This is a genomic window from Salegentibacter salarius, from assembly GCF_900168265.1.
Classification (GTDB): Bacteria; Bacteroidota; Bacteroidia; order Flavobacteriales; family Flavobacteriaceae; genus Salegentibacter; species Salegentibacter salarius.
Genome location: NZ_FVZF01000017.1, coordinates 39,615 through 63,006 on the forward strand (window position 1 = coordinate 39,615; position 23,392 = coordinate 63,006).

13 protein-coding genes are annotated in these 23,392 nt (G+C 39.1%); 8 read left to right on the plus strand and 5 right to left on the minus strand.

What is annotated here, in order from left to right; genetic code table 11:
• Positions 1–5 precede the first annotated feature (5 nt).
• From B5440_RS10365 to B5440_RS10380, 4 genes are all read left to right on the plus strand, one after another.
• Positions 6–2,174, plus strand: a complete 2,169-nt coding sequence (locus B5440_RS10365; RefSeq protein WP_070053547.1) for a TonB-dependent receptor — start codon at positions 6–8, stop codon at positions 2,172–2,174.
• Positions 2,175–2,535: 361 nt separating this feature from the next.
• Positions 2,536–3,921 carry an efflux transporter outer membrane subunit gene (locus B5440_RS10370; protein WP_232755991.1) on the plus strand — a complete coding sequence of 462 codons (1,386 nt, stop codon included), beginning with the start codon at positions 2,536–2,538 and terminating at the stop codon, positions 3,919–3,921.
• An 18-nt stretch (positions 3,922–3,939) separates the two neighbouring features.
• Positions 3,940–5,154: an efflux RND transporter periplasmic adaptor subunit gene (locus B5440_RS10375; RefSeq protein WP_070053548.1), complete on the plus strand. Its 1,215-nt coding sequence runs from the start codon at positions 3,940–3,942 to the stop codon at positions 5,152–5,154.
• Positions 5,155–5,180: 26 nt separating this feature from the next.
• The gene (locus B5440_RS10380) at positions 5,181–8,285 is read left to right on the plus strand and encodes an efflux RND transporter permease subunit (protein WP_234996380.1); all 3,105 of its coding nucleotides are present in this window, start codon (positions 5,181–5,183) and stop codon (positions 8,283–8,285) included.
• A gap of 154 nt (positions 8,286–8,439) precedes the next feature.
• On the opposite strand, the gene B5440_RS10385 is transcribed toward B5440_RS10380, so the two are convergent.
• Genes B5440_RS10385 through B5440_RS10400 form a run of 4 tightly spaced genes read right to left on the minus strand, consistent with a single transcriptional unit; the run spans position 8,440 to position 12,896 of the window.
• Positions 8,440–9,957, minus strand: coding sequence for an amidohydrolase family protein (locus tag B5440_RS10385; RefSeq protein WP_141728111.1), 1,518 nt, complete (start codon positions 9,955–9,957; stop codon positions 8,440–8,442).
• 44 nt (positions 9,958–10,001) lie between these two features.
• Positions 10,002–10,850 carry a hypothetical protein gene (locus tag B5440_RS10390; protein WP_141728112.1) on the minus strand — a complete coding sequence of 283 codons (849 nt, stop codon included), beginning with the start codon at positions 10,848–10,850 and terminating at the stop codon, positions 10,002–10,004.
• Complete coding sequence (locus B5440_RS10395; RefSeq protein ID WP_141728113.1) at positions 10,850–11,809, minus strand: hypothetical protein; 960 nt, start codon at positions 11,807–11,809, stop codon at positions 10,850–10,852. Before B5440_RS10395 ends, B5440_RS10390 begins: the two co-directional genes overlap by 1 nt.
• 46 nt (positions 11,810–11,855) lie before the next feature.
• Positions 11,856–12,896 (minus strand): patatin-like phospholipase family protein, encoded by a 1,041-nt coding sequence (locus B5440_RS10400; RefSeq protein ID WP_070053553.1) that lies wholly within the window; start codon positions 12,894–12,896, stop codon positions 11,856–11,858.
• A gap of 506 nt (positions 12,897–13,402) precedes the next feature.
• Between B5440_RS10400 and B5440_RS10405 the strand changes: the two genes are divergently transcribed.
• From B5440_RS10405 to B5440_RS10420, 4 genes are all read left to right on the plus strand, one after another.
• Positions 13,403–16,132 carry a substrate-binding domain-containing protein gene (locus tag B5440_RS10405; protein WP_070053554.1) on the plus strand — a complete coding sequence of 910 codons (2,730 nt, stop codon included), beginning with the start codon at positions 13,403–13,405 and terminating at the stop codon, positions 16,130–16,132.
• Positions 16,133–16,375: 243 nt separating this feature from the next.
• The gene (locus tag B5440_RS10410; RefSeq protein WP_070053555.1) at positions 16,376–17,716 is read left to right on the plus strand and encodes a sugar porter family MFS transporter; all 1,341 of its coding nucleotides are present in this window, start codon (positions 16,376–16,378) and stop codon (positions 17,714–17,716) included.
• Positions 17,717–17,727: 11 nt separating this feature from the next.
• On the plus strand, positions 17,728–19,332 hold the full coding sequence (locus B5440_RS10415; protein ID WP_070053556.1) for a glycoside hydrolase family 32 protein: 1,605 nt from the start codon (positions 17,728–17,730) through the stop codon (positions 19,330–19,332).
• Positions 19,325–20,215: a carbohydrate kinase family protein gene (locus B5440_RS10420; protein ID WP_070053557.1), complete on the plus strand. Its 891-nt coding sequence runs from the start codon at positions 19,325–19,327 to the stop codon at positions 20,213–20,215. Before B5440_RS10415 ends, B5440_RS10420 begins: the two co-directional genes overlap by 8 nt.
• Positions 20,216–20,443: 228 nt before the next feature.
• On the opposite strand, the gene B5440_RS10425 is transcribed toward B5440_RS10420, so the two are convergent.
• Complete coding sequence (locus B5440_RS10425; RefSeq protein ID WP_070053558.1) at positions 20,444–23,317, minus strand: TonB-dependent receptor; 2,874 nt, start codon at positions 23,315–23,317, stop codon at positions 20,444–20,446.
• Positions 23,318–23,392: the final 75 nt, after the last annotated feature.

Genomic DNA, 23,392 nt, shown 5'->3' on the forward strand with positions numbered 1-23,392 from the left:
TTAAAATGATTAAAATCTTATTTAAACTTGCGATCTTCCTGGTCGCATTTAATGCTGTGGCTCAAAATACCCTGGACGCGGTAATTAAAAATGCTGAAGATAACATGCCTTTACTTGGTGCAAATGCCATTGTGGAAGGCACCAATATTGGGGCTACAGCAAATATAGACGGAGAAGTGACTTTAAGCGGAATCCCAGACGGAACGCAAAAGATAGTTTTCAGTTTTGTAGGCTTTTCTCCCGAAGAAGTCACGCTAAATTTCCCCAGAACAACTAAAGATACTCTTGAAATTTTCCTTCAACCCGGCGGGGAAGAGATGGATGAAGTGATTATTCAATCTACCCGATCCAGGCGCAGCATTGCCGATTTACCAACTCGTGTAGAAGTGATTTCGGGTGAAGAACTTACCGAAAAGGGGAATATGAAACCAGGCGACATAAGGATGTTACTCAATGAGACTACCGGAATTCAAACACAACAAACTTCTGCGATTTCGGGTAATTCAAGTATCAGAATTCAAGGTTTAGACGGGAAATATACCCAGTTGCTAAAGGACGGTTATCCATTATACTCCGGGTTTTCAGGCGGCCTTAGTTTGCTGCAAATTGTTCCGCTAGACTTACAGCAAGTTGAGGTGATTAAAGGATCGTCTTCCACGCTTTATGGTGGAGGAGCCATAGCCGGGCTGGTGAATCTTATTTCTAAAACCCCGGGAGAAGAAAGAGAACTCAATTTTATGCTGAATGCGACTTCTGCTTTAGGATTGGACGTGAGCGGATTTTATTCTGATACCTACGGAAAACTGGGTACAACCGTCTTTGCGTCCTATAATATTGGCTCACCATACGATCCGGCAGATATTGGTTTGACAGCAATTCCTGAATACAATCGTTATACTATAAATCCAAGGGTTTTTTATGAATTTACAGAAGATACTAAGCTAGATATTGGGGTAAACACCACTGTTGAAGAACGCACCGGTGGAAATATAGATTACCTGGAAGGAGAAGAAGTTGAAGATCCCTTTTTTGAAAGAAATAATACCGCGAGAACTACATTGCAATCGGGTTTTGAACATTCCTGGAATGAAAATAACCGTTTCAATCTAAAAAATAGTTTCAGCTTTTTTGATCGGGAAATAGAAACCGGAGATTACATTTTTGCCGGAAACCAATTTGCTTCCTATAATGAGGCTTCCGTAGTCTTGGGAACCGATGCAATGGAATGGGTTGGAGGTCTAAATTTATGGGTAGATCGCTTTGAACAAGATGTGCTTACCGATGCGCCCGTTGTAGATTACGAGCATCTTACTTATGGAGCTTTTATACAGAACAATTGGACAGCTACCGATTGGTTTCAGTTGGAAACAGGCCTTAGAACCGATTATCAAAATGAATATGGATGGTTTGTACTACCCAGAATTTCAGCCATGTTCACCATTAGTGATGCCCTAACTACCAGGATTGGAGGAGGAATGGGCTATAAAACTCCTTCTGTATTTACTGAAGATGCCGAGCGACTTCAATTTAGGAATGTAATGCCTATTGATGTGAGCTCTACCGATGCTGAAAATTCTATTGGCGTAAATTTTGATATTAATTACCGTACAGAGCTTTTTGAAACCATAGAATTTACAAGCAATACACTTTTTTTCTATACAAAAATTGATAAGCCTATTATTCTCAAAAATACTGCTGAAGGAATTTTTGAATACCTACAACCCGATGGATTTATTGAAAGTAGGGGAATAGAAGCGAATTTGAAATTTGGATATAAAGATTTTAAATTATTCACTGGCTATACTTTTGCCGATGTAAATCGTACAGAGAACGGAAGTACTTTTGAAATGCCTTTAGTTTCCAAACATCGTTTAAATAACGTGTTAATGTACGAACTGCACGAAAAGTTGAAAATTGGTCTGGAAGGTTATTATTTTAGTCCGCAGCAGTTAAGCAGTGGTGCTATAGGTCAGGACTATTGGATTTTTGGTTTGATGATGGAAAAATTATGGGAAGATTTTTCAATTTTCCTGAATTTTGAAAACTTTACCGATACCCGTCAAACTCGTTTTGATTCTATTTATACAGGTTCTATTTCCAATCCACAATTCAGGGATATTTATGCTCCTGTAGATGGTTTTGTGGTAAACGGAGGAATAAAATTGTTTTTCTAAATTTTTAATTGATTTAATAATGAGAACGGAGCTTTTACAGGCTCCGTTTTTGTTTTATACCATATAGCAACCTATCTCATTACTTTTAAAAATTCTTTATAAAATAGTGCTAAAGCCTTGGTTATTAGGTTTCGGATAATGAGTTGTTTTTTGATATTTACAAAGCATAATTTTTCTTTGAAATAAAGCCCTGGTTGCTAACTTCCAAAAAAATAGTAACTTAGAAGAAGCTGTGTTTAAAGAATTACGAACCTGGAGCAGAAGAAACTAAAGCGACAGCCTATCTGTCACCATAGCAAATGCTTCTATTGAAGTAGGTATTATTTTAACTCAATTATTAATTAAAGCTAAAGCCGGTTTATTGGCTGTTCGGTCACCATTACTAATATGGCTGTCCGTGGTAGGCTTGTGTGTATTTAGCTGCGCTCCAAAACTCCAAAATGTAGAAGCACCTATTGAGCAAGTTGAAGATTTTTCCTTTACCGGGACTGAAGCCATCCCCGAAAAATGGTGGACTTCATTTAACGATCCTGAACTAAATATTTTAATTGATAGTGCTCTTACAGAAAATCTTAACCTTGCCGCCACCTGGGAACAGTTTATGGCAGCCCAAGCCATTTTGAGGCGGGAGAAATCTTCTTTGTGGCCAGATATTGAACTGGTCGCCAGAAGTGCCGTAAGCCGTCCGGAACCTGATTTTGCGGGTGGAGAAAACTTTCAGGCAGGGCTTGCTGCCGGTTATGAGGTAGATTTATGGGGAAGAATACGTGCCGGCATAGAGGCTGAAGAATTTAGAGCAGAAGCCTCTTTTTATGACTACCAGGCTGCAGCTATGACTCTTTCAGCTGAAATAAGTGCCACCTGGTTTCAATTATTAACCTTTAGGAAGCAACTGGATCTAACTAACCGGCAAATTGAAACCAACGAAGAGATTATAAGACTTATTCGCGCAAGATTTACAAGCGGACAAATTCGGGCAGTAGACATTCTGCGACAGCAGCAGTTACTTGAGAGTACACGAGATCAAAAGATTTTTTTTGAAACACAATTGAGGCTTCTCCAAAACCAATTGGCGGTGCTCCTGGGGCGTCCTCCTCAAAATTTATCCATTACCCCGGAAAGTAACCTGCCGGATTTACCTCTTCTTCCCGAAACCGGACTTCCACTGGAGCTAATTAGGCGGCGTCCAGATGTTAAGCAGGCGTACAACCAGGTTCTGGCTGCAGACCGGGAAATGGCGGTGGCAATAAGAAATAAATATCCTCGCATCTCATTTGATCTAAGCGCCCAATCCAGATCTAATAATTATGGCAATCTCTTCCAGGACTGGGCATACACCCTGGCCGGAAATCTTGTAGCTCCTTTATTATACGGTGGCCGCAATAGGGCAGAAGTTGACCGTACCGAAGCTTTAAAAAATCAACAACTTTTCTTATACGGGCAAACGGTGCTGAATTCATTTAGAGAAGTAGAAGATGCCCTTATCCAGGAACAAAAACAAAAAGAAAGAATTGAGGTCCTGGAACGCAGGCTGAATTTGGCCCAAAAAACAAATAAACAATTAAGGATAGAATTTCTAAACGGCCTTAGTGAATATCTTGACGTACTCCTTTCGCTAGACCAGGAACAGCAGCTACAAAGAGATATCCTGGAAGCCCGGCAAACACTCCTGGAGCATAGGATCACTTTATACCGCACCCTTGCCGGTGGATTTGAAACAGAACGAACAGATTCCGAAGAATTTTAAATAAAGAGAAAGGCAAATATGAGCACAAAAAAAATATTGATTATCTGTTTCGGTATCCTGCTTCTCGCAGTTATCGTTACTTATTTTATTTTTTCTACCGAACCCACTGCAAGTTCTGAAGGTGCTACTAAAGAAACAGCTATGCTAATAGATGTTGTAAAAGCTGAACAGGGCAATTTTAGGCCTGTTATTGAGGCTACCGGCACGGTTCAACCGGTTGAGGATGTGATGCTGAGTCCGCAAGTGAGTGGCCAGGTAATACGCAGGTCTCCGGAATTCATTCCGGGAGGTTTTGTTAGTAAGGGAGCTGTATTGCTGCAGATAGATCCTTCAGATTTTAGAAACACCCTGGAATTACGAAAAAGTGATCTTTTACAGGCTAAAACTGATCTTAACATGGAAATGGGACGACAGGAAGTGGCAGAACAGGATCTGGAATTAGCCGGTGTGGACTCTCTTTCTGCAAACCAACGTTCCCTGGTACTTCGGCAACCACAATTGGATGCCATTAAAGCGCAGGTAAAAGCTGCTGAAGCGGCAGTAGCACAAGCCGAACTGGAATTATCACGAACCACAATAAGAGCACCTTTTGATGCCCATATTTTAAGTCAGAATGTGACCGTGGGATCACAAGTTACACCCGGCGACGAGCTGGGCCGGTTAGTGGGTAGCGAACAATATTGGGTTAACCTTACGGTTCCTGTAGATAAACTTCAATGGTTATCTTTTCCAAAGTCTGGTGATGAGAAAGGATCTACGGTACAGATTAGAAATTCGGGTTGGCCAAAAGATATCTATCGAACAGGTTATCTGGATAAACAAGTAGGAGCATTAGATGACCAAACAAGACTTGCGCGTGTGCTTGTAAGAGTAAATGATCCGCTGGCGCGAGAAGATACTACCAATATTCAACGAGAACTTATCATAGGAGGTTTTGTTGAGGCAAAAGTACAGGCGCGGGAAATCGAGAACGTGGTGCGGTTGAATCGTGATTACCTAAGAACTAATCAGACAGTTTGGGTAAACGAGGACGGGGAATTGTCTATTAGGGAAGTGGAGATTATTCTAACAGATGCTAAATACGCATACATTAGTAAGGGACTTGAACAGGGAGAAAATATAATTACTACCAATCTAAGTGTGGTTTCTGAAGGAGCTAAACTGAGAACAAAAGCACCAGAAACGTCTGCTGAAAACAATGATACCCAGCAACAAAATATAGACGAACAATAGCCATGGAGAAGCCTGAGGATAAAAAAGTGCGGAAGGAAGGAGCTATCGCGTTTATGGCGAGAAATTCCATTGCTGCAAACCTGTTAATGATCATTTTAATAGGTGGCGGGATCTGGACCATGTTTAATATTCAGAAGGAAGTATTTCCGCAGTTTCAGCTGGATTATGTAGAAGTAAATGTGGTTTATCCGGGAGCTGCTCCTGCCGAAGTGGAACAGGGAATTTTACTTCCGGTAGAGGAAGCTATTCGTGGTATTCAGGGAATAAAAGAGATCACTTCTACCGCAAATGAAGGTTCAGGAAACATACTTATTGAATTGGTTGCCGGGACAGATAGGATGCAGGCTTTTCAGGATATAGACCAGGGAGTACGGCGTATCCAAACCTTCCCCGATGATATTGAGCGACCACAGGTAAACCTCCAGGCTCGCCAAAGAGATGTTATGGAAATAGCCATTTACGGCGAAAGCGATATTTGGACGTTGCGGATCTTAGCAGAAAGACTTCGGAATCGTCTACTCGGCGATCCGCAGATTACGCAGGTAGAGATAGGGAATGTACCAGATTATGTGACGCATATCGAGATTCCGCGACACAATCTTAGACAATATAATCTAACGCTGGGGCAGGTAGCCGATATTGTTGCCCAATCTAGTGAAGATGTGCCGGCGGGCGCGGTAGAAACGCATTCGGGCGAAATTTTACTTCGAATGAAGGAACGTAAACAATGGGCAAAAGAATTTGGAGATATTACTATTGTTTCCTCTCCTTCGGGCGCAAGAGTTAGCCTGCAGGACATAGCTACCATTACAGATGGTTTCGAAGAGACCGGGTTCCACGGGCAATTCAATCAAAGCCCTTCCGTAGATCTTAGTATTTACCGCATTGGGGATCAATCTCCACTGGATATTGAAGAAACTGTTCTTGAGATCATGGAAGATTTTCAGCTACCTCCCGGAGTTCAATTCCGTATAGACAGTAATAGTGCTGAAGATTACCGTGAGAGGTTATCCCTGCTTACCGAAAACGGAATTATGGCTATAGTGATCGTCCTGGTAATCCTTGCGTTGTTTCTTGAATACCGGCTGGCATTTTGGGTGATGATGGGAATGGCCATTTCCTTTATAGGCGGGATTATTTTTCTCCCGCTTTTCGGACTTAGTATTAATATGATCTCCATGTTCGGATTTCTGGTGGTTCTGGGTATTGTGGTAGATGATGCTATTGTGGTAGGAGAGAACATTCACGAATACCGGCAAAAAGGATTAAGTGCTATAGATGCGGCTATTGCAGGCACCAAAGATGTTTCCAAGCCGGTTATCTTTAGTATTCTTACCACCATTATCGCTTTTGTGCCTCTGCTTTTTATGCCTGGGGAAACAGGAAAATTTTGGTGGCCTCTACCGGCCGTGGTGATCGTTATTTTAGCTGTTTCACTTTTAGAAGCCCTATTTATCCTGCCCTCACACCTTGGTCATCTTAAGGAGAAAAAAACAAAGGGATGGACCGCCAGGCTGGAAAAATTACAGGAATCTTTTGCTAAAGGTTATGAAAGGATTATCGATAAATATTACAGGCCCTTACTGGACCTTTGTCTCAAATATCGTTATATCACTTTAAGTGCGGCAGTAGCGCTCCTCTTAATAGTTGGTGGCTATGGTTATAGCGATCATATGGGAATGATCATGATGCCCGAGGTGGCAGCCGATGAGATTGAAGCCGGGGTAAGACTGCCAGTAAGCACCACTCCTGAACAAGCTGCCCGGGTAGCCGAAGAAATAACCGAATCTACGCGCAGGATGTTTGATGAACACAACCTGTATGAAGTAGCGGAAGGGGTAAAAACCAACGTACGTGGACAAAATTTTATTGACGTGGAAATAGTAATGCTTCCTCCCGATGAAAGAGATATGTCGGCACGGGAGCTTATAGCGTTGTGGCGCGATAATATTGGGGATATCGCAGGAGTAGACCAGATCACTTTTGAAGCTGAACGTGGTCCCGGAGGTTACCAACAAGATATAAGCGTAGATCTTAGCCACGCAGACATTAATGTCTTGGAACAGGCAAGTAAGACTTTTCTCGAACAGATGGAAGCTTTTGAAAATACCCGTGATCTTAACGATAATTATGATAAAGGAAAAGTACAGTACGATTTTAAACTTTTGCCAGAGGGAAGGAATCTTGGGTTAACGTCTAACGAAGTAGGCCGGCAGGTACGGGATGCCTTTTTTGGGGCACTTGCTATGCGGCAGCTTAGGAGTACTAACAAAATTGAAGTACGCGTAAAACTTCCGCTGGAAGAAAGACGCGATATTGATAACCTGGAAAGCTTTCTTGTTCGTACTCCTACCGGCGTAGAAGTTCCGCTGTTGGATGTGGTAGAAGTGGAGCAGCGGGAAGCATTTACCAGCATAAATAGGCGTGATGGCCGTAGGGTAGTAAATGTAGGAATGGACGTAGAACCATCTAATGCGGTGAGCCAGGTTTTAGCTTCCGTTCAGAATGAAGTTTTACCGCTGCTAAGGGCAGATTATCCCGGGCTTACCTGGAGCTTTGAAGGAAGCCAGGCAGATATGCGCGAATCTACCAACTCTCTTTGGAGCGGTTTTTCTATGGCAATGTTGATTATTTATGCACTTTTAGCTATTGCTTTTAGCAGTTATTCACAACCTATAATTGTGCTTTCTGCCATTCCGTTTGGGATTGTTGGAGCCGTAATAGGGCACATTCTATTAGGATATGATCTTTCGGTGGTTAGTTTAATGGGCGTTATAGCCCTTTCGGGAGTGGTGGTAAATGATTCTTTGATCATGATCGATTATGCTAATAAACAAAGGGAGACCTCATCTGTTTATGAAGCTATTCACGAAGCCGGATTAAGGCGTTTCCGGCCGATTATGCTTACTACACTAACCACATTTGGAGGTCTTACCCCAATTATCCTGGAAACTTCCAGCCAGGCAGAATACCTCATTCCTATGGCTATTTCATTAGGCTTTGGGATCGTTTTTGCGACCTCAATTATCCTTGTAATTGTGCCCTGTCTTTACCTTGTTTTAGAAGATGTTAGTCTACTTATTAAAGAGGGCCGGATCGTAAAACGAAAAGCAGAAGTAACGAAAGCATAGAAATTTATAAAGTACTAATGCTTATAGATCTCTAGGGTGCAAATCATTAGTAACCGAATTAATTTCTCTTTTACCAATTCTGAATTTTTAAACATTTCCTTTTTGCCCAATATTTTTGAATGATATATAATAGAATTTGATGAGAAATATTTTTTTAACTGCTCATCATTTTCGACAAAACATTCAAGGCATTGCTGGTCATTACCCTTTCTACAATATGTTCAGGGGAAACAGATTTGTTTCGGGCCTGTATGAGCGGGCAAGGTTCTTTCACTTCTTTTATATAATTGTAAACATGCATGAGCAGGTAATCGTCAAGTTTGTTTAATTCCTGTGAAGTCCAGTAACCATTAATAGGATCAATTATACCGTCGAAATCGGTTCCCAGTGCTTGTATACCCCAGGCGTACTGACCGTTTAAATCCAAAACTTCGGCGATATGTCTAATCTGGTACCATACTAATTTAGACCAGGCGTAGAGAATATCACGTCTTTTTATATTTCCACGAGCTTCCCGCAGGACTAGTTTGGAAGCGATTCTCCGTTCATCCAGTTGAATCCCGAAGAGACCGTTGGAAAGTCCGATTTTTAAAATTTCATCATCGTAAAAATTAATGTCATCAGTCATAAACAGGCCCTGTTGTGCTGCCGACGTTTGATTGATGCCGCCGGGTTTAGAAAGACCGGTTACACCACCATGACTTACTAGAATAGGAATGTTTTGCCCTCCAAAATCTTCTAGCAATCTAAAGTATTCTAAGCGTGATTTTCGGCTCATATGTTTTATGTCCACATATATAGGTGGTACGGGATTTCCATCCTGGTTATTTTCTTTTTCCAGCATGGCGGTAATGGCGAGTTTGCCGGCTTCGGTAAGTCCTTCCCCTAAACCATTTTGCTGATCTATTACGCATCTTACCAAACCGCCCAAACTTCGGGAGTGGCCGCAGAGCCCGTTCCAAAAGTGGTGGGCAATTGTAATGAATACAGGTCGTATTAAGCCGTTTTCTTCTCTACGTAATTCTTTCACTCTTTTAAGAAGCCTTTTCAATTCTTTTTTGCTCACCCCATCTGGATATTTATTCCAGGCTTCGTTAGGGTTCATTACCTGGTCAAAAACATGTGCTCCTTCAATCGTTGGGACAAAGATGATCCTGGTTTCTCCCAGTTCCTCATTTCTTTCGGCCATTTCAATTTCAGCATAGCTATTGGTGATCGAATAGCTTACTTTCTCACCATCGATAGTAACTTCATGACCGCTTTCCCGTTTCAGGAATTTCATTTCGAGTTGAAGGTCTTCCCAATAGCTTTTTAGATCCTGAATATGATCTATCCTTTCCTGCCCAAATTCCGTAGCAAGTTTGCTAAGTACATCTGAAACAATTCCTTTACCCAGTTTGTTCATGAAAAAGGGTTTTTCTTGAGGATAAAAAGAAAGGCACACCACAGCTACTCGTCCCCGTTTTAAACTGGTGCCATCACTTTGAACGAAATTGGTAAGGGTAGCGATGTAATTCTTTAATTTATCGAAAAGTGAAGGCGCATCGTGAAACCATATAGAATGTTTATGCCGCGGGTTCCTGGATTGCAGGCCTGGAGTGTGTGCAAAAGATCTCGCGTAAGGTTTCATAGAAGAGTGGCAGTGGATGTCAACAAAAAAATGTGATTTCATAATAATAGTTTTTTGAAGTTGATTAAAGTGTTTGGGTACATTCTTTAGTTTTGGCTGGAACGATTGAACCGTATTCTTTTATTTTTAAATTGATAGTATTCTTTAAATCCATTCATTTTAGACATAAAAAGCAGGTGTTTATCGGTCAGGTAGATTTTTTCGATCTCTCCTTTGAAATTTTTGGCTCTTTTAAACGGCTTAGGTCTCTTTATACCTGAAAAACATTCTGGGTAAGCGGCCTTTCCATATTCTAAATGGAAATCTTCTTTATAAAAGATCATTTGGGCAGAAAAAGCTGAACTCAATTTAATGGGCGATTCTGGCTTGGAAGGTGAAGTTGGTAAACTAACCAGGTTTACTTTTAGGGAATTCGCATCTTTTTGATAATACCATCTTGCAATTTTGCCAGATTCGTCTTTGAATTCCAGCGTATGATTCTTAGTCTTTTTTCCGATGAAAATAAAATCGGTATCCTCTACAAAAAAAGTATCCTTAAACTCTGAACAATTAAAAACGCCCTTGTCTTTATATAAGTTTTTATGCGAAAATGAAGTAATATAGAGTACGGTATCATTTTGCAGTTGCCTGGGAAGTAAAAGGATATTTTGTTCAATAATCTTTTCTGAAATATTTACCCTGCAATTTTCAAAAACCGGGTACTGCAGGAGTTCATAGTTGCCATCAGGATCTTCATTTGTATAAGATTCACACAAGTTAAAAACATAAATATCGTAGTGGCTAAGATCAAAACTGCTTTTTATATTGTTGGGGAAACTTGCATCCTGTTCATTTTTTACCCGGTAGCACAGGTCGAACCAATTACAGCGCAGGTTGAATAGGCCACAACCCGAAAAGAACATCAAAATCGCTATGGATAATAAGACTTTTTTCATTAAAACTGCTCGTTGATATAATTATAACTAATGCCAATGGCCGGTCTCCAGTTACGGTCAGGATTCGGATGATAGGCCGAATGAATAAGATAATGGATAAGATCCTGTCCGTCTCTGGTTTGGATATCATAACCCGAAAACATAGCAGAAAAACCGTGTTTATTACAGCCAATTTTTAGCCTAAACCTGCTCTGGTTATAGTAATAGTTCCTATAATCTTTATAAGGCAGAAAATCGATTTGCAAATGATTGGCCAGCTCGAAAGCATCTTGCGGGTAGCCAGTGAACTTATTAAAAGAGAATTCGATGAGGTTAATATCATCTGAAAGTTCACCATAATAGGCGAAGAACCCACCGCCGGTAAAATAACGGTCATAGCCATCCCCAAGCCCTATAAAATGGAAAGGTGTACCGTCATTATAATAGCTAAACTGGTAGGTTCGTTGAATATTGAAATTCAAAAAACCTATGTACTGAGCCTTTTTGAAAGAATCTGAAAAAAAGATATAGTTGGTGCCTAAAGAGATTGAGTTATAAAACGGATTTTGCAGGGGAGTAGCCGAATTATCGTTAAAAAAATTAATGGGGTTAAAGCGCTTTTCCAAATCTATAGATGTTCTACTTTTAATCCCGCCAATCATCAGGAAAGATACTATGTAATCGATATTTAATCTTCGTTGTTGAAATACTGAAAGTGAGCTCCCCATTCCACCCCGGTAAAGTTTAACTTCTGTATGGATGGTAGGTTGTAAAAATTCTATTTTATTGAATCTTTTTCCGGCGCCGGCCACAAGGCTCAACCTGAAATTCGCAAATCGCTGTACTTCAAAATTTAGTTTTGCGGAAAATCCATATTGAAAAGAGGGCAGCTCCTGGTCATAATGCGAAACCACTTGAGAGTTCCCAATGTTGGAAATTCCCAATAGTAATGCTATTTGTAACCAAAAAATACGAGCCATATGCTTTGGTGTTTATTATAATCAATAAGTCCTCGTACAAAAGCTATTAGTGCTCCCGTATTAACTTATCTACAATGATGTCTAATTCCTCCTTATTTTCGGTAACCGTATTTAAACCATCTTCATGCAGTGCCAATATGTTTTCTTTCCTGGCATTGTCCATGGCACTATCTGCGTGGACCAATTCCGGCTGAATGCGGTGATAATCCATGGAATCTCCAGGTTGCAGCGTTTCATAAATTTTCTTCAATTGATAATCTACGGTTTCTGAATTTCCGCTCATCATAATATCGATCAATGGTTTTATCCACTTTAACATCCCCGCATCGCTATATTCTTCATAAGCATAGGGCTCTTTAACTTCTCCCGTTCCTATTGAAAATATCAACATATCTTTCGCGCTGGGTTTATCGGGTTTGTCCAGATTTTTCAATTCTTTGGAGAAAGCGATGTTTCTTGCTTCTGCATAGGCACAGAGCGTAGGATTATTGGCAAAAACGCCGCCGTCAATTAACGAATATGGCGTACCATAAATAGATTTTATACGGGTTGCTTCAAAGTATGTAGGTGCTGCAGAAGCTGATCTGGCTACATCCTTTAGATAAAAATCATACAACTTACTTCTTTTAGCTTCTATGCTCGTGAAAAAATGAGCCCTGCGATTTCTAATATCATAGCTGGGAACCAGGCAGGGTTTAAGGCTTTCAGATAAAGTGCTTTTTTTGAAGTAGTATTCTAAATTCTTTTCCAGCGCGGCTTCAGGGTATTTCTCGTCTATTACCCCTCCCAGACTTTCAATTTTATTTTTGAGGGGAACATTGAAAATTTCTTCACCTTTTTCCAAATAGATCTTTAAAGCATCCATGGCACTATACTTACTGATGCCATTTTCATCTGGAATAAGATAAATTAGCGTAAGAATTCCACCCGTACTCGTACCGGCAAAAAAGTCGAAATATTCTGAAATGGAAGCATAAGGATTGTTGGTCTTCTTTTTCAGTTCATCTTCCAGGTAGGTCAAAATTGTACCTGGCAATATTCCTCTAATCCCACCACCATCTATTGATAAAATTCTGATTTTTTTCATAAAATAATTTCAGTTTTAAGTACTTTTTAAATTTTAGCGCTGATGGGGAATCGCTTTTTGAGGTAGGAATATGTAAAGCTGATTTAAATCTATCAAAAATATCTTAAATTCAGATAAATAAAACACTAAAAATCAGGATAATATAGGATTATTGTTTTGTAAAATTTTGAAACTATCCATTGCCATCATATTTTATTATAAAAAAATGCAGGAAGCATCATTTCAGAAATAGGAAATTACATGGTTAATCTTTCAACCCCAGAATAATTCGTTGCCCAGATTTATTTTTTAGAGTTTTTTTTGTAAAAAACTCCTTTAGAAGATACTTTCAGAAAACTTTCCAGAGAAAAAATGTAGAGTGGATTTCTGTTTTCTGTAAATATTATTAAATCCTTTAAAGGAATAAGGCTCTAGCAAGGATTGAATTAAAAGAAATTTGTATCATTATTGAACAAAGTGAATGCTACATTTAGCATCTGTTTAATATTCATTTATAGTGACGGTTTATGAAGAATCTATGTTGTATAGTATTAATTATTTTTTCTTTTGCTACGATCTCGTGTGAGCTAGATCAAAAGCAAGAGGATATTTATACAATAGGCTTTGTACAAGCCATGACTAGCGATAACTGGCGTAAAGAAATGAATAGGGCCATGAAGGTAGAAACTTCCATGCACCCTAATCTTAATCTTGAAATTAAAGATGCTCATAACGATGTTGACAGGCAAATTGCCCAGATAGAAGATTTTATAGAAAAAGGAGTAGATGTTTTAATTGTATCGCCCATTCAATCTGTTCCTATTACTCCGGTAATTGAGAAAGCTATGAATGCGGGTATTCCCACCATAGTTATAGATCGTAAAATAGAAGGAAGTAACTATACCGCTTATGTAGGAGCAAACAATGTTGAAATTGGTGAAAATGCCGCTAATTATATTATATCAAATTCTAACCCAGGCGAAGAGCTAAAGCTTATTGAGATCACGGGTTTACAATCTTCTTCTCCTGCCTATGAACGTAGCCAAGGTTTTCGCAAAGTGATTTCAAATCAGGAAAATATTGAGGTTGTAGCCACCATAGCCGGAGATTGGGAGAAGACTTCGGTGAATAAGAATCTTCAATCTCTTATAGATTCTATAGAAGCTCCAGATTTCATTTTTGCGCATAACGACCGTATGGCTATGGGTGCCTGGGAAGTAGCGCGAAGTGAAAACCTTGCAGATAGTATTCAAATTATTGGTGTAGATGGCCTTTTTGGGCCAAGTGGCGGTATACAACTGGTGAAAGAAAACATCCTCGCCGCTACAGTGTTGTATCCAACCGGTGGGGCAGAGGCGATTAAGCTTGCTACCCAATTACTGGCCGGGGACAATATTGAAAAAAACAATATTTTAAATACGGTGGTTATTGATAAGGTGAATGTAGATATCATGCAGAACCAGTTCAATAAAATGAATCAACAGCAAAATGATATCGAACAGCAACAGTCAGTAATTAAGGAGCAGATAGCTACCTATAACTCGCAAAATTATCTCTTAAAGATTATGGTTGGTCTTTTTATCCTGCTTCTCCTACTGGGACTTTGGGCCGTTTACCTGGTGTTTAAATTAAAAAAGCGTAAGCGCAGGCTGGAGCTAAATAATAGGAAAATAATTACCCAGCGTAACCAAATTGAAAAATTTGCAGAACAGTTAGAGGTTTCCAACGAAGTAAAGATCAATTTTTTTACTACCCTGTCTCATGAATTTAAAACTCCGCTTACATTAATTACGAGTGCTATAGAAAGCTTAGGTCAAAACCCTAACAAACAGCTTAGGGATTTTGCTTATGAAACCAGCCTTATTAGCAAAAACTCGGGTAGATTATTAAGGCTTATTAACGAGCTTTTGGATTTTAGAAAGTTAGAGAGTGGAAGTTTTAGGCTCAAACCTTTAAAGACCAATTTATATGAATTTATAGAAAATATCTACGAAGATTTTAAATCTGAAGCTTTAAAGAAATCTATCGATTTAAAGCTCGAATCCAATTCTAAGGAAGTGATGGTTTATATTGACAGGGATATGATGGATAAGGTGTTTTTTAATATGCTTTCAAATGCTTTTAAATTCACCCCAAAAAACGGTCAAATTAATATTAGCATAGAAGAAACTGGGGAAGATAGAGTAGAGATTCGTTTTAAAGATTCAGGAATAGGAATCCCAAAAGAAGATTTTCAGAAAATATTTGATCCTTTTAGGCAGGCGGGGAATAATGTTAAACCCAGCTCGGGATTGGGATTGTATATTACCAGACAGTTTGTAGAGCTTCATAAAGGCAAGATTTCGGTTTCCTCCCACCAGGGAACAGAGTTTAAAATAGAATTGCTGAAGGGTAAAGATCACCTGGCAGCATACGAATTTGTTGAGGACACTTTAGAAATTGAGAAAGAAGTAACTGCAAAGGAACTGGAAAACAACTACATTCCCGAAGAGCTTTCTCAGTCTATAGATGAGAATGCTGAGACAATTTTAATTATTGAAGATAATACAGATCTTTCTTATCTTCTGAAGAAAAAATTACTGGTAGATTACAAAGTAGAACTCTCTGATGGTACCGATGCTCTAGAAAAGGCTCTTCAAATTATTCCAGATGTAATTATTTGTGATCTTAATCTTCCTGAAAAAAGCGGATTTGAAATCTGTAAAGAACTTAAAAGCGATCTACGTACCTCTCATATTCCAACCTTAATTCTTACTGCGTTAAGCGATGAAGATTCTCGTTTAAAAGCTTTAAAAGCTGGTGCCGACTCCTATATTACCAAACCTTTTAATTTTGAAATTCTAAAAGAGTCTTTAAGATCAGCCTTATTTAATAGGGAGAAATTACGCTATTATTATACCAACAAGATAGACCAGGTTAAAGACAATAAATTTGAAGATTCAGAACAGGTTTTCTTAAAGGAACTTAATTCTCTTATCGAAAAGAATTTAAAGCAAACCGGTTTTAATGTAGAAGACCTGGCGCATCAACTGGGGATTTCCCGAGTGCAGCTTTACCGAAAGGTCAAAGCTATTATGGGTATAAGTATAAGTGATTATATCAATGCTCAAAGACTTAGTAAAGCTAAAAGCCTGTTGCAGGAAACCAATTTAAATATTTCTGAAATTGCTTATGAAGTTGGTTACGCTTCTCCTGGCTATTTTTCTACATCTTTTAAGAATAAATATGGTACTACCCCAAAACAGTTTCGAAGTTAGTTCCCTTCCACTAAAACGATTTCGAATATCCCTTTTGTTTAGGTAACATAATTCAACTTTTTGTATCAAAATTAAAACTATAACGGTTTCGTAAATTCAGTAAATAATCTTCAAAGCACTGTATAACAGGTGATTTTAGATTTATTTTGTTTTAATTAACAATTTTATAATCATTTTAAGAATTCCTAAAATACGGTAGGGAATTTTAAACATAGCTTAGTTTCACACTTAAGAAATTACGATATGAGTAAAATTTTTGCCTGGTCAATTAGTGCTGCCTTAGCAGGTTTTCTTTTCGGATTTGACACCGTTGTTATTTCCGGAGCCGATAAACAGCTACAGGAACTATGGGGAACCTCAGATGCTTTTCACGGGTCTATTGTTATGGCAATGGCGCTTTGGGGAACCGTAGTAGGTGCCATTTTTGGAGGAATCCCCACCAATAAGTTTGGTAGAAAGAACACCCTGTTAGTAATAGGTATACTTTACCTTGTTTCGGCCCTGGGTTCAGCCTTTGCCAACGATCCCATTACTTTTGCGGTTTTTCGCTTTTTAGGAGGATTAGGAGTGGGGGCATCAACTATTGCTGGTCCTACTTATGTTTCAGAAATTGCCCCGCCGAAAGATAGAGGTAGGTTAGTATCGCTGTATCAATTTAATATCGTTTTAGGGATTTTAATTGCTTATCTCTCTAACTATTTACTTCGCGATACCGGAGCGCAACCCTGGCGTTGGATGGTTGGGGTAGAAGCTATTCCGGCTTTTATTTATATCATTTTTGTAGTGTTTATTCCTAAAAGTCCGCGTTGGCTTATCTCTAAATCAAGAACCGAAGAAGCGACAAAAATACTCGAAGACATCAATCCCGAAGCCGATCTCGAAAAAAGAATGCTGGAGATTAAAAAGCAATCTGAAAACCAAATTACGGGAGAGAATATTTTTATGAAGAAATATCGTTTCCCTTTAATTCTGGCTTTTTTAGTAGCATTTTTTAATCAGCTTTCGGGTATAAACGCATTTCTGTATTACGCTCCACGAATTTTTGAATCAGCAGGATTAGAAGCAAATACAGCTCTATTGAGTAGTATTGGAATCGGCGTGGTTAATCTACTTTTTACGCTTCTGGGAGTTTTCCTAATAGATAGGGTAGGAAGAAAAAAACTTATGTTCGTGGGTTCTATAGGGTATATCATTTCCTTATCTCTGGTTGCCGCAGCTTTCTTTTTGAATTGGGGCGGACTCTGGGTTCCTATATTCCTTTTCTTGTTTATTGCGGCTCACGCCATTGGCCAGGGCGCGGTAATTTGGGTTTTTATCTCTGAAATATTCCCTAATCATTTAAGAGCATCGGGACAGGCATTTGGATCTTCAACACACTGGGTGCTGGCGGCAATCGTGCCCTCTTTAGTACCGGTACTTTTTACCACAATTGGTCCTGGTTATGTATTTGCCTTTTTTGCTTTTATGATGGTGCTACAACTAATCTTCGTGATCTTTATGATGCCTGAAACTAAAGGTAAAACCCTGGAAGAACTGGGTGAAGAATTATCACCGGGTACTAACAATCAAGCTTTTCAACAATAAAATTATCAGTTATGAAAAATAAATTTATATTTCTTTCTTCCTGTCTTCTTAGCGCGATGCTGCTATTTTCCTGTAAGGACAACAAAAAAAAGTCTAATGAGGAAACTTCGGAAGTTACGGCTCAAAGTGATACCGATTTCCGACCAAACTTTCACTTTACTCCTGAAGAGAATTGGATGAACGATCCTAACGGAATGTTCTATTTAAATGGAACCTATCATTTATTCTTCCAGCATTATCCTGAAGGAAATACCTGGGGTCCTATGCACTGGGGTCACGCTACTAGTAAGGATATGATTAATTGGGAAGAGCAGCCTATAGCACTTGAACCTGATGAAAAAGGTTATATTTTTTCAGGAAGCGCAGTTGTAGATACAAAAAACACCTCTGGTTTAGGAGATGGTGAAACATCACCGGTAATTGCGATGTTTACCTATCACGATCCGAAAGGAGAAGAAGCAGGACGTGAAGATTACCAAACTCAAGCTATTGCATATAGTCTGGATGAAGGAAAAACCTTTACTAAATATGAAGGAAATCCTGTTATCAAAAATCCTGGAATTCGTGATTTTAGAGATCCAAAAATAACACGTGATGAGGTTCACGATCAATGGATTATGGTGCTTTCTGCCGATGATAAAACCATGTTTTATACTTCTCAAAATTTAAAGAATTGGGAGTTAGCTTCTGAATTCGGCCGTGGGATTGGTGCCCACGGTGGAGTTTGGGAATGTCCAGACTTTATACAAATGAACGTGGAAGGAACAGATGAGAAAAAATGGGTCCTGATTCAAAGTTTAAATCCCGGCGGATTCAATGGAGGTTCAGGTACACAATACTTTGTAGGTGATTTTGACGGAAAAAATTTCACTTTAGACGAGTCTATGAAAGGAGTAGGAGAAGATCATTCTTACTGGCTGGATTTCGGAAAAGATAATTATGCCGGAGTAACCTGGGCCAATATTCCTGAAGAAGATGGAGGGCATTTATTTATGGGCTGGATGTCTAACTGGCAATATGCAAACGAAGTCCCCACAGAAACCTGGAGAAGTGCTATGACGATTGCCCGGGAACTAAAACTTACCAAGACGGAAGATACTTATCGTGTAATTTCTTCACCTGTTGCTGAACTTCAAAAATATAAGGGCGAAGCCTTTACCAAAAATAGCATTACTGTTGAAGCAGAAACGAAAATTGCAGCTTCCCAGGAGATCAATCTTTCTAATTCTGTTATTTCATTTGAAATAGAAAATTTAAAAGAACAGGAATATCATTTTAGTTTTTCTAGCGAGGGAGATGATATTTTAAAATTTGGCTACAATCATAATAAAAAAGAATTTTATATAGACCGCAGTCAGTCTGGTCTTACCGATTTTAATGAGAATTTTGGCGATAAAATTTCAACGGCTCCAAGACTTTCAGAAGCTTCAAATCTAAAGGTAGAAGCTATTCTGGATAATATGTCTATAGAACTTTTCTTTGATAACGGGAAAACGGTAATGACAGAAATCTTTTTTCCGAAGCAAGCCTTTAAAAATTTTAGTGCTAATGGAGATAAAATTTTTGAAATTAGAAACATAAGAATTCACGAAATTAAGACCAATAATAATGAATAAACCAACAGCTATATGTTTCGGCGAAATATTATACGATGTTTTTCCGAAGAGTGAAAGAATTGGAGGTGCACCGCTTAATGTAGCTTCAAGGCTTTCGGGATTAGGAATTTCAACCGAAATGATTAGCAAAGTAGGGGACGATGAAAAAGGAGAGAAGCTAATCTCTTATCTCAAATCTAAAAATATTAAAACCGAAACTATAGCTAAAGATCCTGACCATTCTACCGGGGTGGTAAAAGTAACTTTATCTGCGGGTGGTTCTGCTACTTATGAGATCTCACACCCGGTGGCCTGGGATAAGATTGAAATTTCAGAAGCGATGAAAACTACCGTAAAGAAAGCCGATGCTTTTATATTCGGAAGTCTGGTTTGCCGTGATGAGGTAAGTCGAAATACGTTATTTCAATTATTACCCGAAGCAAAATACCGTGTATTTGATATAAATTTACGTCCGCCGTTTTATGAAAAGGAAGTATTGGTGAAACTTATGAACCAGGCAGATTTTATAAAATTCAATGACGACGAATTATTTGAAATTGCCGAAATGATTGGCTCACCCTATAATTCTATAGAGCAAAATCTGCAATATCTTTCCGAAGAAACAAATACACCAACTATTTGTGTTACTAAAGGGCGCCATGGTGCGTTGTTGTTGAAAGAAGGAAAACGCTATTACAATAGTGGATTTAAAGTAAAAGTAAAAGATACTGTTGGCGCGGGAGATTCTTTCTTGGCCAGTTTAATTGCCGGCTTGTTAAAAGAAGAAGACCCGCAAAGTACACTCGATTTTGCTTGTGCCATGGGAGCTTTGGTGGCAGGAGAAGAAGGTGCAAATCCTGAAATAAAAATTGATAAAATCAATAAATTTATGAAAGGTAAATAAGAGAAAAAATGTGACAGAGATTAAGTGAAAAGCAGCTCTAGCGACTCAAAATACTATCATAACTTACTTACAAAGATCCCGAGTAGTTTTATAAATCTTTAAGTTGAGCGCGATTTATTTGTCGCCCAAAAACAAAACCCCGTAAATCCTGAGATCTACGGGGTTTTTTATACTATTTGTTACATGAAATAGGGAGTTGGAAATACTCCCAGGATCTACGATTTATTGTTATTGAAGATTTATGCTCAACCTGGCAAATAGAAACCTTCCTGAAAAACCAAACTGCTGTGCGCTTCGAGACCAATCGAACCTTCCGCTACTACGGTTGTCAAAAGCAGGATCTGCGGCTTCAGGATAAATATCAAAAATGTTATTTGATCCAATTGTTAGGGTTAAGGCATCAGTTGCTTTAAATCCTACTGAAAGATCGGTGATCACTTTACCATCAAAAACCTGTTGACGGGTCGGGTCTGAAACTGCTTCAGTCACTTTTCCGAAGTAAACATTTCTAAGGAAAATATTGAATTTTCCGGCGATAAGACTATTGCTTAAATTAAGTTTTGTTCTTGGCACCGCTTCTTCTAAATAAACACGGCTATCTTCTGGAAAATACGTGTCTACTAAACCGGCCCGCTCCAATTCTGGAGAAGCCTGGATATCTCCAACTTGTTGTGTTTTAGAAAACGTAGCGGCAAGATCTGATTTTAAACGAAGATTTTCACCAAAAACAGCATTATGGGTAATTACCGCATCTATCCCTTTTGATTCGGTATCTATAGCGTTTGCAAAAAATGCAGCTGCTGTTGCATTAGCCTGTGATAACAACTGGTCTAATTCTGTACCTGTACCGGGTCCTCTAAACTGGCCAGTGTAAACAACCCTATCATCAATAGCTACAAAATAACCATCTACGGTAAAAGAGAGATTTGCATCAGGTATCTTTGCGGTAAGCCCAACACTCACACTGCGTGAAGTTTCTTCTTTTAATTCTGGGATGCCCAGCAATTGCGCTGCACGGCTATCGTTAGAGAATGTTCCCACTTCTACCGGAACACCTTCATCGTTAAAAATGGTAGAGGTAGAATTAAAATTAAGTTGGTGTAGAGAAGGAGCTCTAAAACCGGTGTTAGCCGCCGCTCTAATATTTACATTCTTACTAAGCTTGTAGCGGGAAGCCAGCTTAAAATTTAAAGTAGAACCAAAATCTGAATAGTTCTCAAATCTAGAAGCAAAGGTTAGCAAAAACTTATCGGTAAAATCGGCTTCTATATCAAAATAACCGGCCACACTACTGCGTTCCCGGGAAATTTCGTTTTGCGGACTAAATCCTGGAAAAACCTGGGAACCTCCTGCCCTTGAATTTCCGAAGAAATCTTGTGCTGGAATTTGATCGGCACTAGTAATCACCTCGCCGTTTTCGGTATATTGTTCGTAGGAAGCTCTTTCACCTGCTGTAATTTCATATTTTTCCCAACGATGTTCTGCGCCAAAAGCTATGTTAAGTCCTTCAAATATATCTTCATAAAATTGAGAAACATCAAGGTTGGTGGTATTCTGGGCAAATGAAAATCCGCCGGCATCAAAATTGGTTGCAGATGCACCTTCTAAAGAAGCATTGGAGGTATTTGAAATTAAATAGTCAAATCCGTTTTTTCCGAAAGTATTACTGAAATCAACATTCCAGTCGCCTACCATTCCCTTAATACCAACCGCTAGGGATTGATCTTTAATTTTTGAATTTATACGTGGAAGAAATCCATCGATATAAATAGGAGTATAGGTTCGGCTTTGATTAGGTAACCGGTAAAATCCTGCAGATTCTCCTCTTCTTGAGCTAATTCCCGCAAAAGAATATAGTTCGGTTCCATTTTCATCTAACGGAAGCGAAAGATTGGCGAAAAAACGTCCGCCGCGAAGGGCAGATTGTCCTACTCGCATATTATAGTCACTACGTTGCTGGCCACGTGCATCCAATTCAGCTTCGGTTACATCCATACCAAGTAAATCCTGTAAGGTAGACCTGTCTTCTGCTGCAGCGATCTGATTTTGAAAATCAGAATCAAAGTAAGAAACCTGCTGTGCAAATTGCTGAATTTGGCTATTGCTTAAATTAGAAATATCTGCACCATTATTTGACCCTACGCGTTCTATGGCGTTATAGGCATTAAAGATAGAACCTTCCCATTCTCCCATACGGTTATAAGGTTCGCGATAATCAAAATCTCCAGAAAAGTTTATAAAACCACCATTCTCACCAAGCGCTATTCCATAACTTGCGGCCACATTCACTGTTTCACCGTCTATTCCGCCAGTTTGTTTGTTTGCGTTTTTAGAGAAATTTGCTCCAGAAGTTATATTAAGGTTTAATTTTCCAACTTCTTCATTCAACACAATATTGATCACTCCTGCAATCGCATCAGATCCATATTGGGCGGCAGCACCGTCTCTTAAAACTTCAATTCGTTGAATAGCCGCAGCGGGAATTGCATTTAGATCGGTTCCTACACTTCCACGTCCAAAAGATCCATTTACATTAATTAAAGAGGAATTATGCCTTCTTTTGCCATTAATAAGCACTAAAACCTGGTCTGGCCCAAGACCTCTTAAAGAAGCAGGGTCAATATGGTCAGTACCATCAGCAATAGTTTGTGTATTGGAAGAAAATGAAGGTGCTACATAATTAAGCATTTGGTTAAGGTTAACCTGAGGCACCGCAGTTTGTATTTCCTGAATATCCAGCACATCTACCGGGACAGCAGATTCTGTTACGGTTCGGCTTCGGCTTCTGGAACCTACTAAAACCACTTCTCCCAACGCGGTACCGGCCACCATTTGAACATCTATGGTAGTTTGGTCAATTTTTACTTCCCGGGCATCAAAACCTACAAAAGTAAAAACCAAAGTTTGCCCAAGGGAAGCATCAATGGAATACTTTCCATCAAAATCGGTAACGGTTCCCTGGTTAGTTCCTTTAATCGCAACCGATACGCCTGGTAAAGGCTGGGATTGCTCGTCTACTACTGTTCCGCTAATTTCTTGCTCTTGTGAAAAAGCAAGTGTTCCTAGAAATAGAAAACAGATTAAGAAGTAATTTTTCAGCATAATTCAATATTTTAGTTAATAAAGGTATGTAATTAGCCTTAAAAACTGATTAACAATGAATTACAATTCGTTATT

Excerpts from the sequence above, each read along its gene's own strand:
- B5440_RS10390 (WP_141728112.1), bottom strand. The coding sequence starts at position 10,850 with ATGAAAAAAGTCTTATTATCCATAGCGATTTTGATGTTCTTTTCGGGT.
- B5440_RS10395 (WP_141728113.1), bottom strand. The coding sequence starts at position 11,809 with ATGGCTCGTATTTTTTGGTTACAAATAGCATTACTATTGGGAATTTCC.
- B5440_RS10400 (WP_070053553.1), bottom strand. The coding sequence starts at position 12,896 with ATGAAAAAAATCAGAATTTTATCAATAGATGGTGGTGGGATTAGAGGA.
- B5440_RS10365 (WP_070053547.1), top strand. The coding sequence starts at position 6 with ATGATTAAAATCTTATTTAAACTTGCGATCTTCCTGGTCGCATTTAAT.
- B5440_RS10415 (WP_070053556.1), top strand. The coding sequence starts at position 17,728 with ATGAAAAATAAATTTATATTTCTTTCTTCCTGTCTTCTTAGCGCGATG.
- B5440_RS10385 (WP_141728111.1), bottom strand. The coding sequence starts at position 9,957 with ATGAAATCACATTTTTTTGTTGACATCCACTGCCACTCTTCTATGAAA.
- B5440_RS10410 (WP_070053555.1), top strand. The coding sequence starts at position 16,376 with ATGAGTAAAATTTTTGCCTGGTCAATTAGTGCTGCCTTAGCAGGTTTT.
- B5440_RS10405 (WP_070053554.1), top strand. The coding sequence starts at position 13,403 with ATGAAGAATCTATGTTGTATAGTATTAATTATTTTTTCTTTTGCTACG.
- B5440_RS10420 (WP_070053557.1), top strand. The coding sequence starts at position 19,325 with ATGAATAAACCAACAGCTATATGTTTCGGCGAAATATTATACGATGTT.
- B5440_RS10425 (WP_070053558.1), bottom strand. The coding sequence starts at position 23,317 with ATGCTGAAAAATTACTTCTTAATCTGTTTTCTATTTCTAGGAACACTT.
- B5440_RS10375 (WP_070053548.1), top strand. The coding sequence starts at position 3,940 with ATGAGCACAAAAAAAATATTGATTATCTGTTTCGGTATCCTGCTTCTC.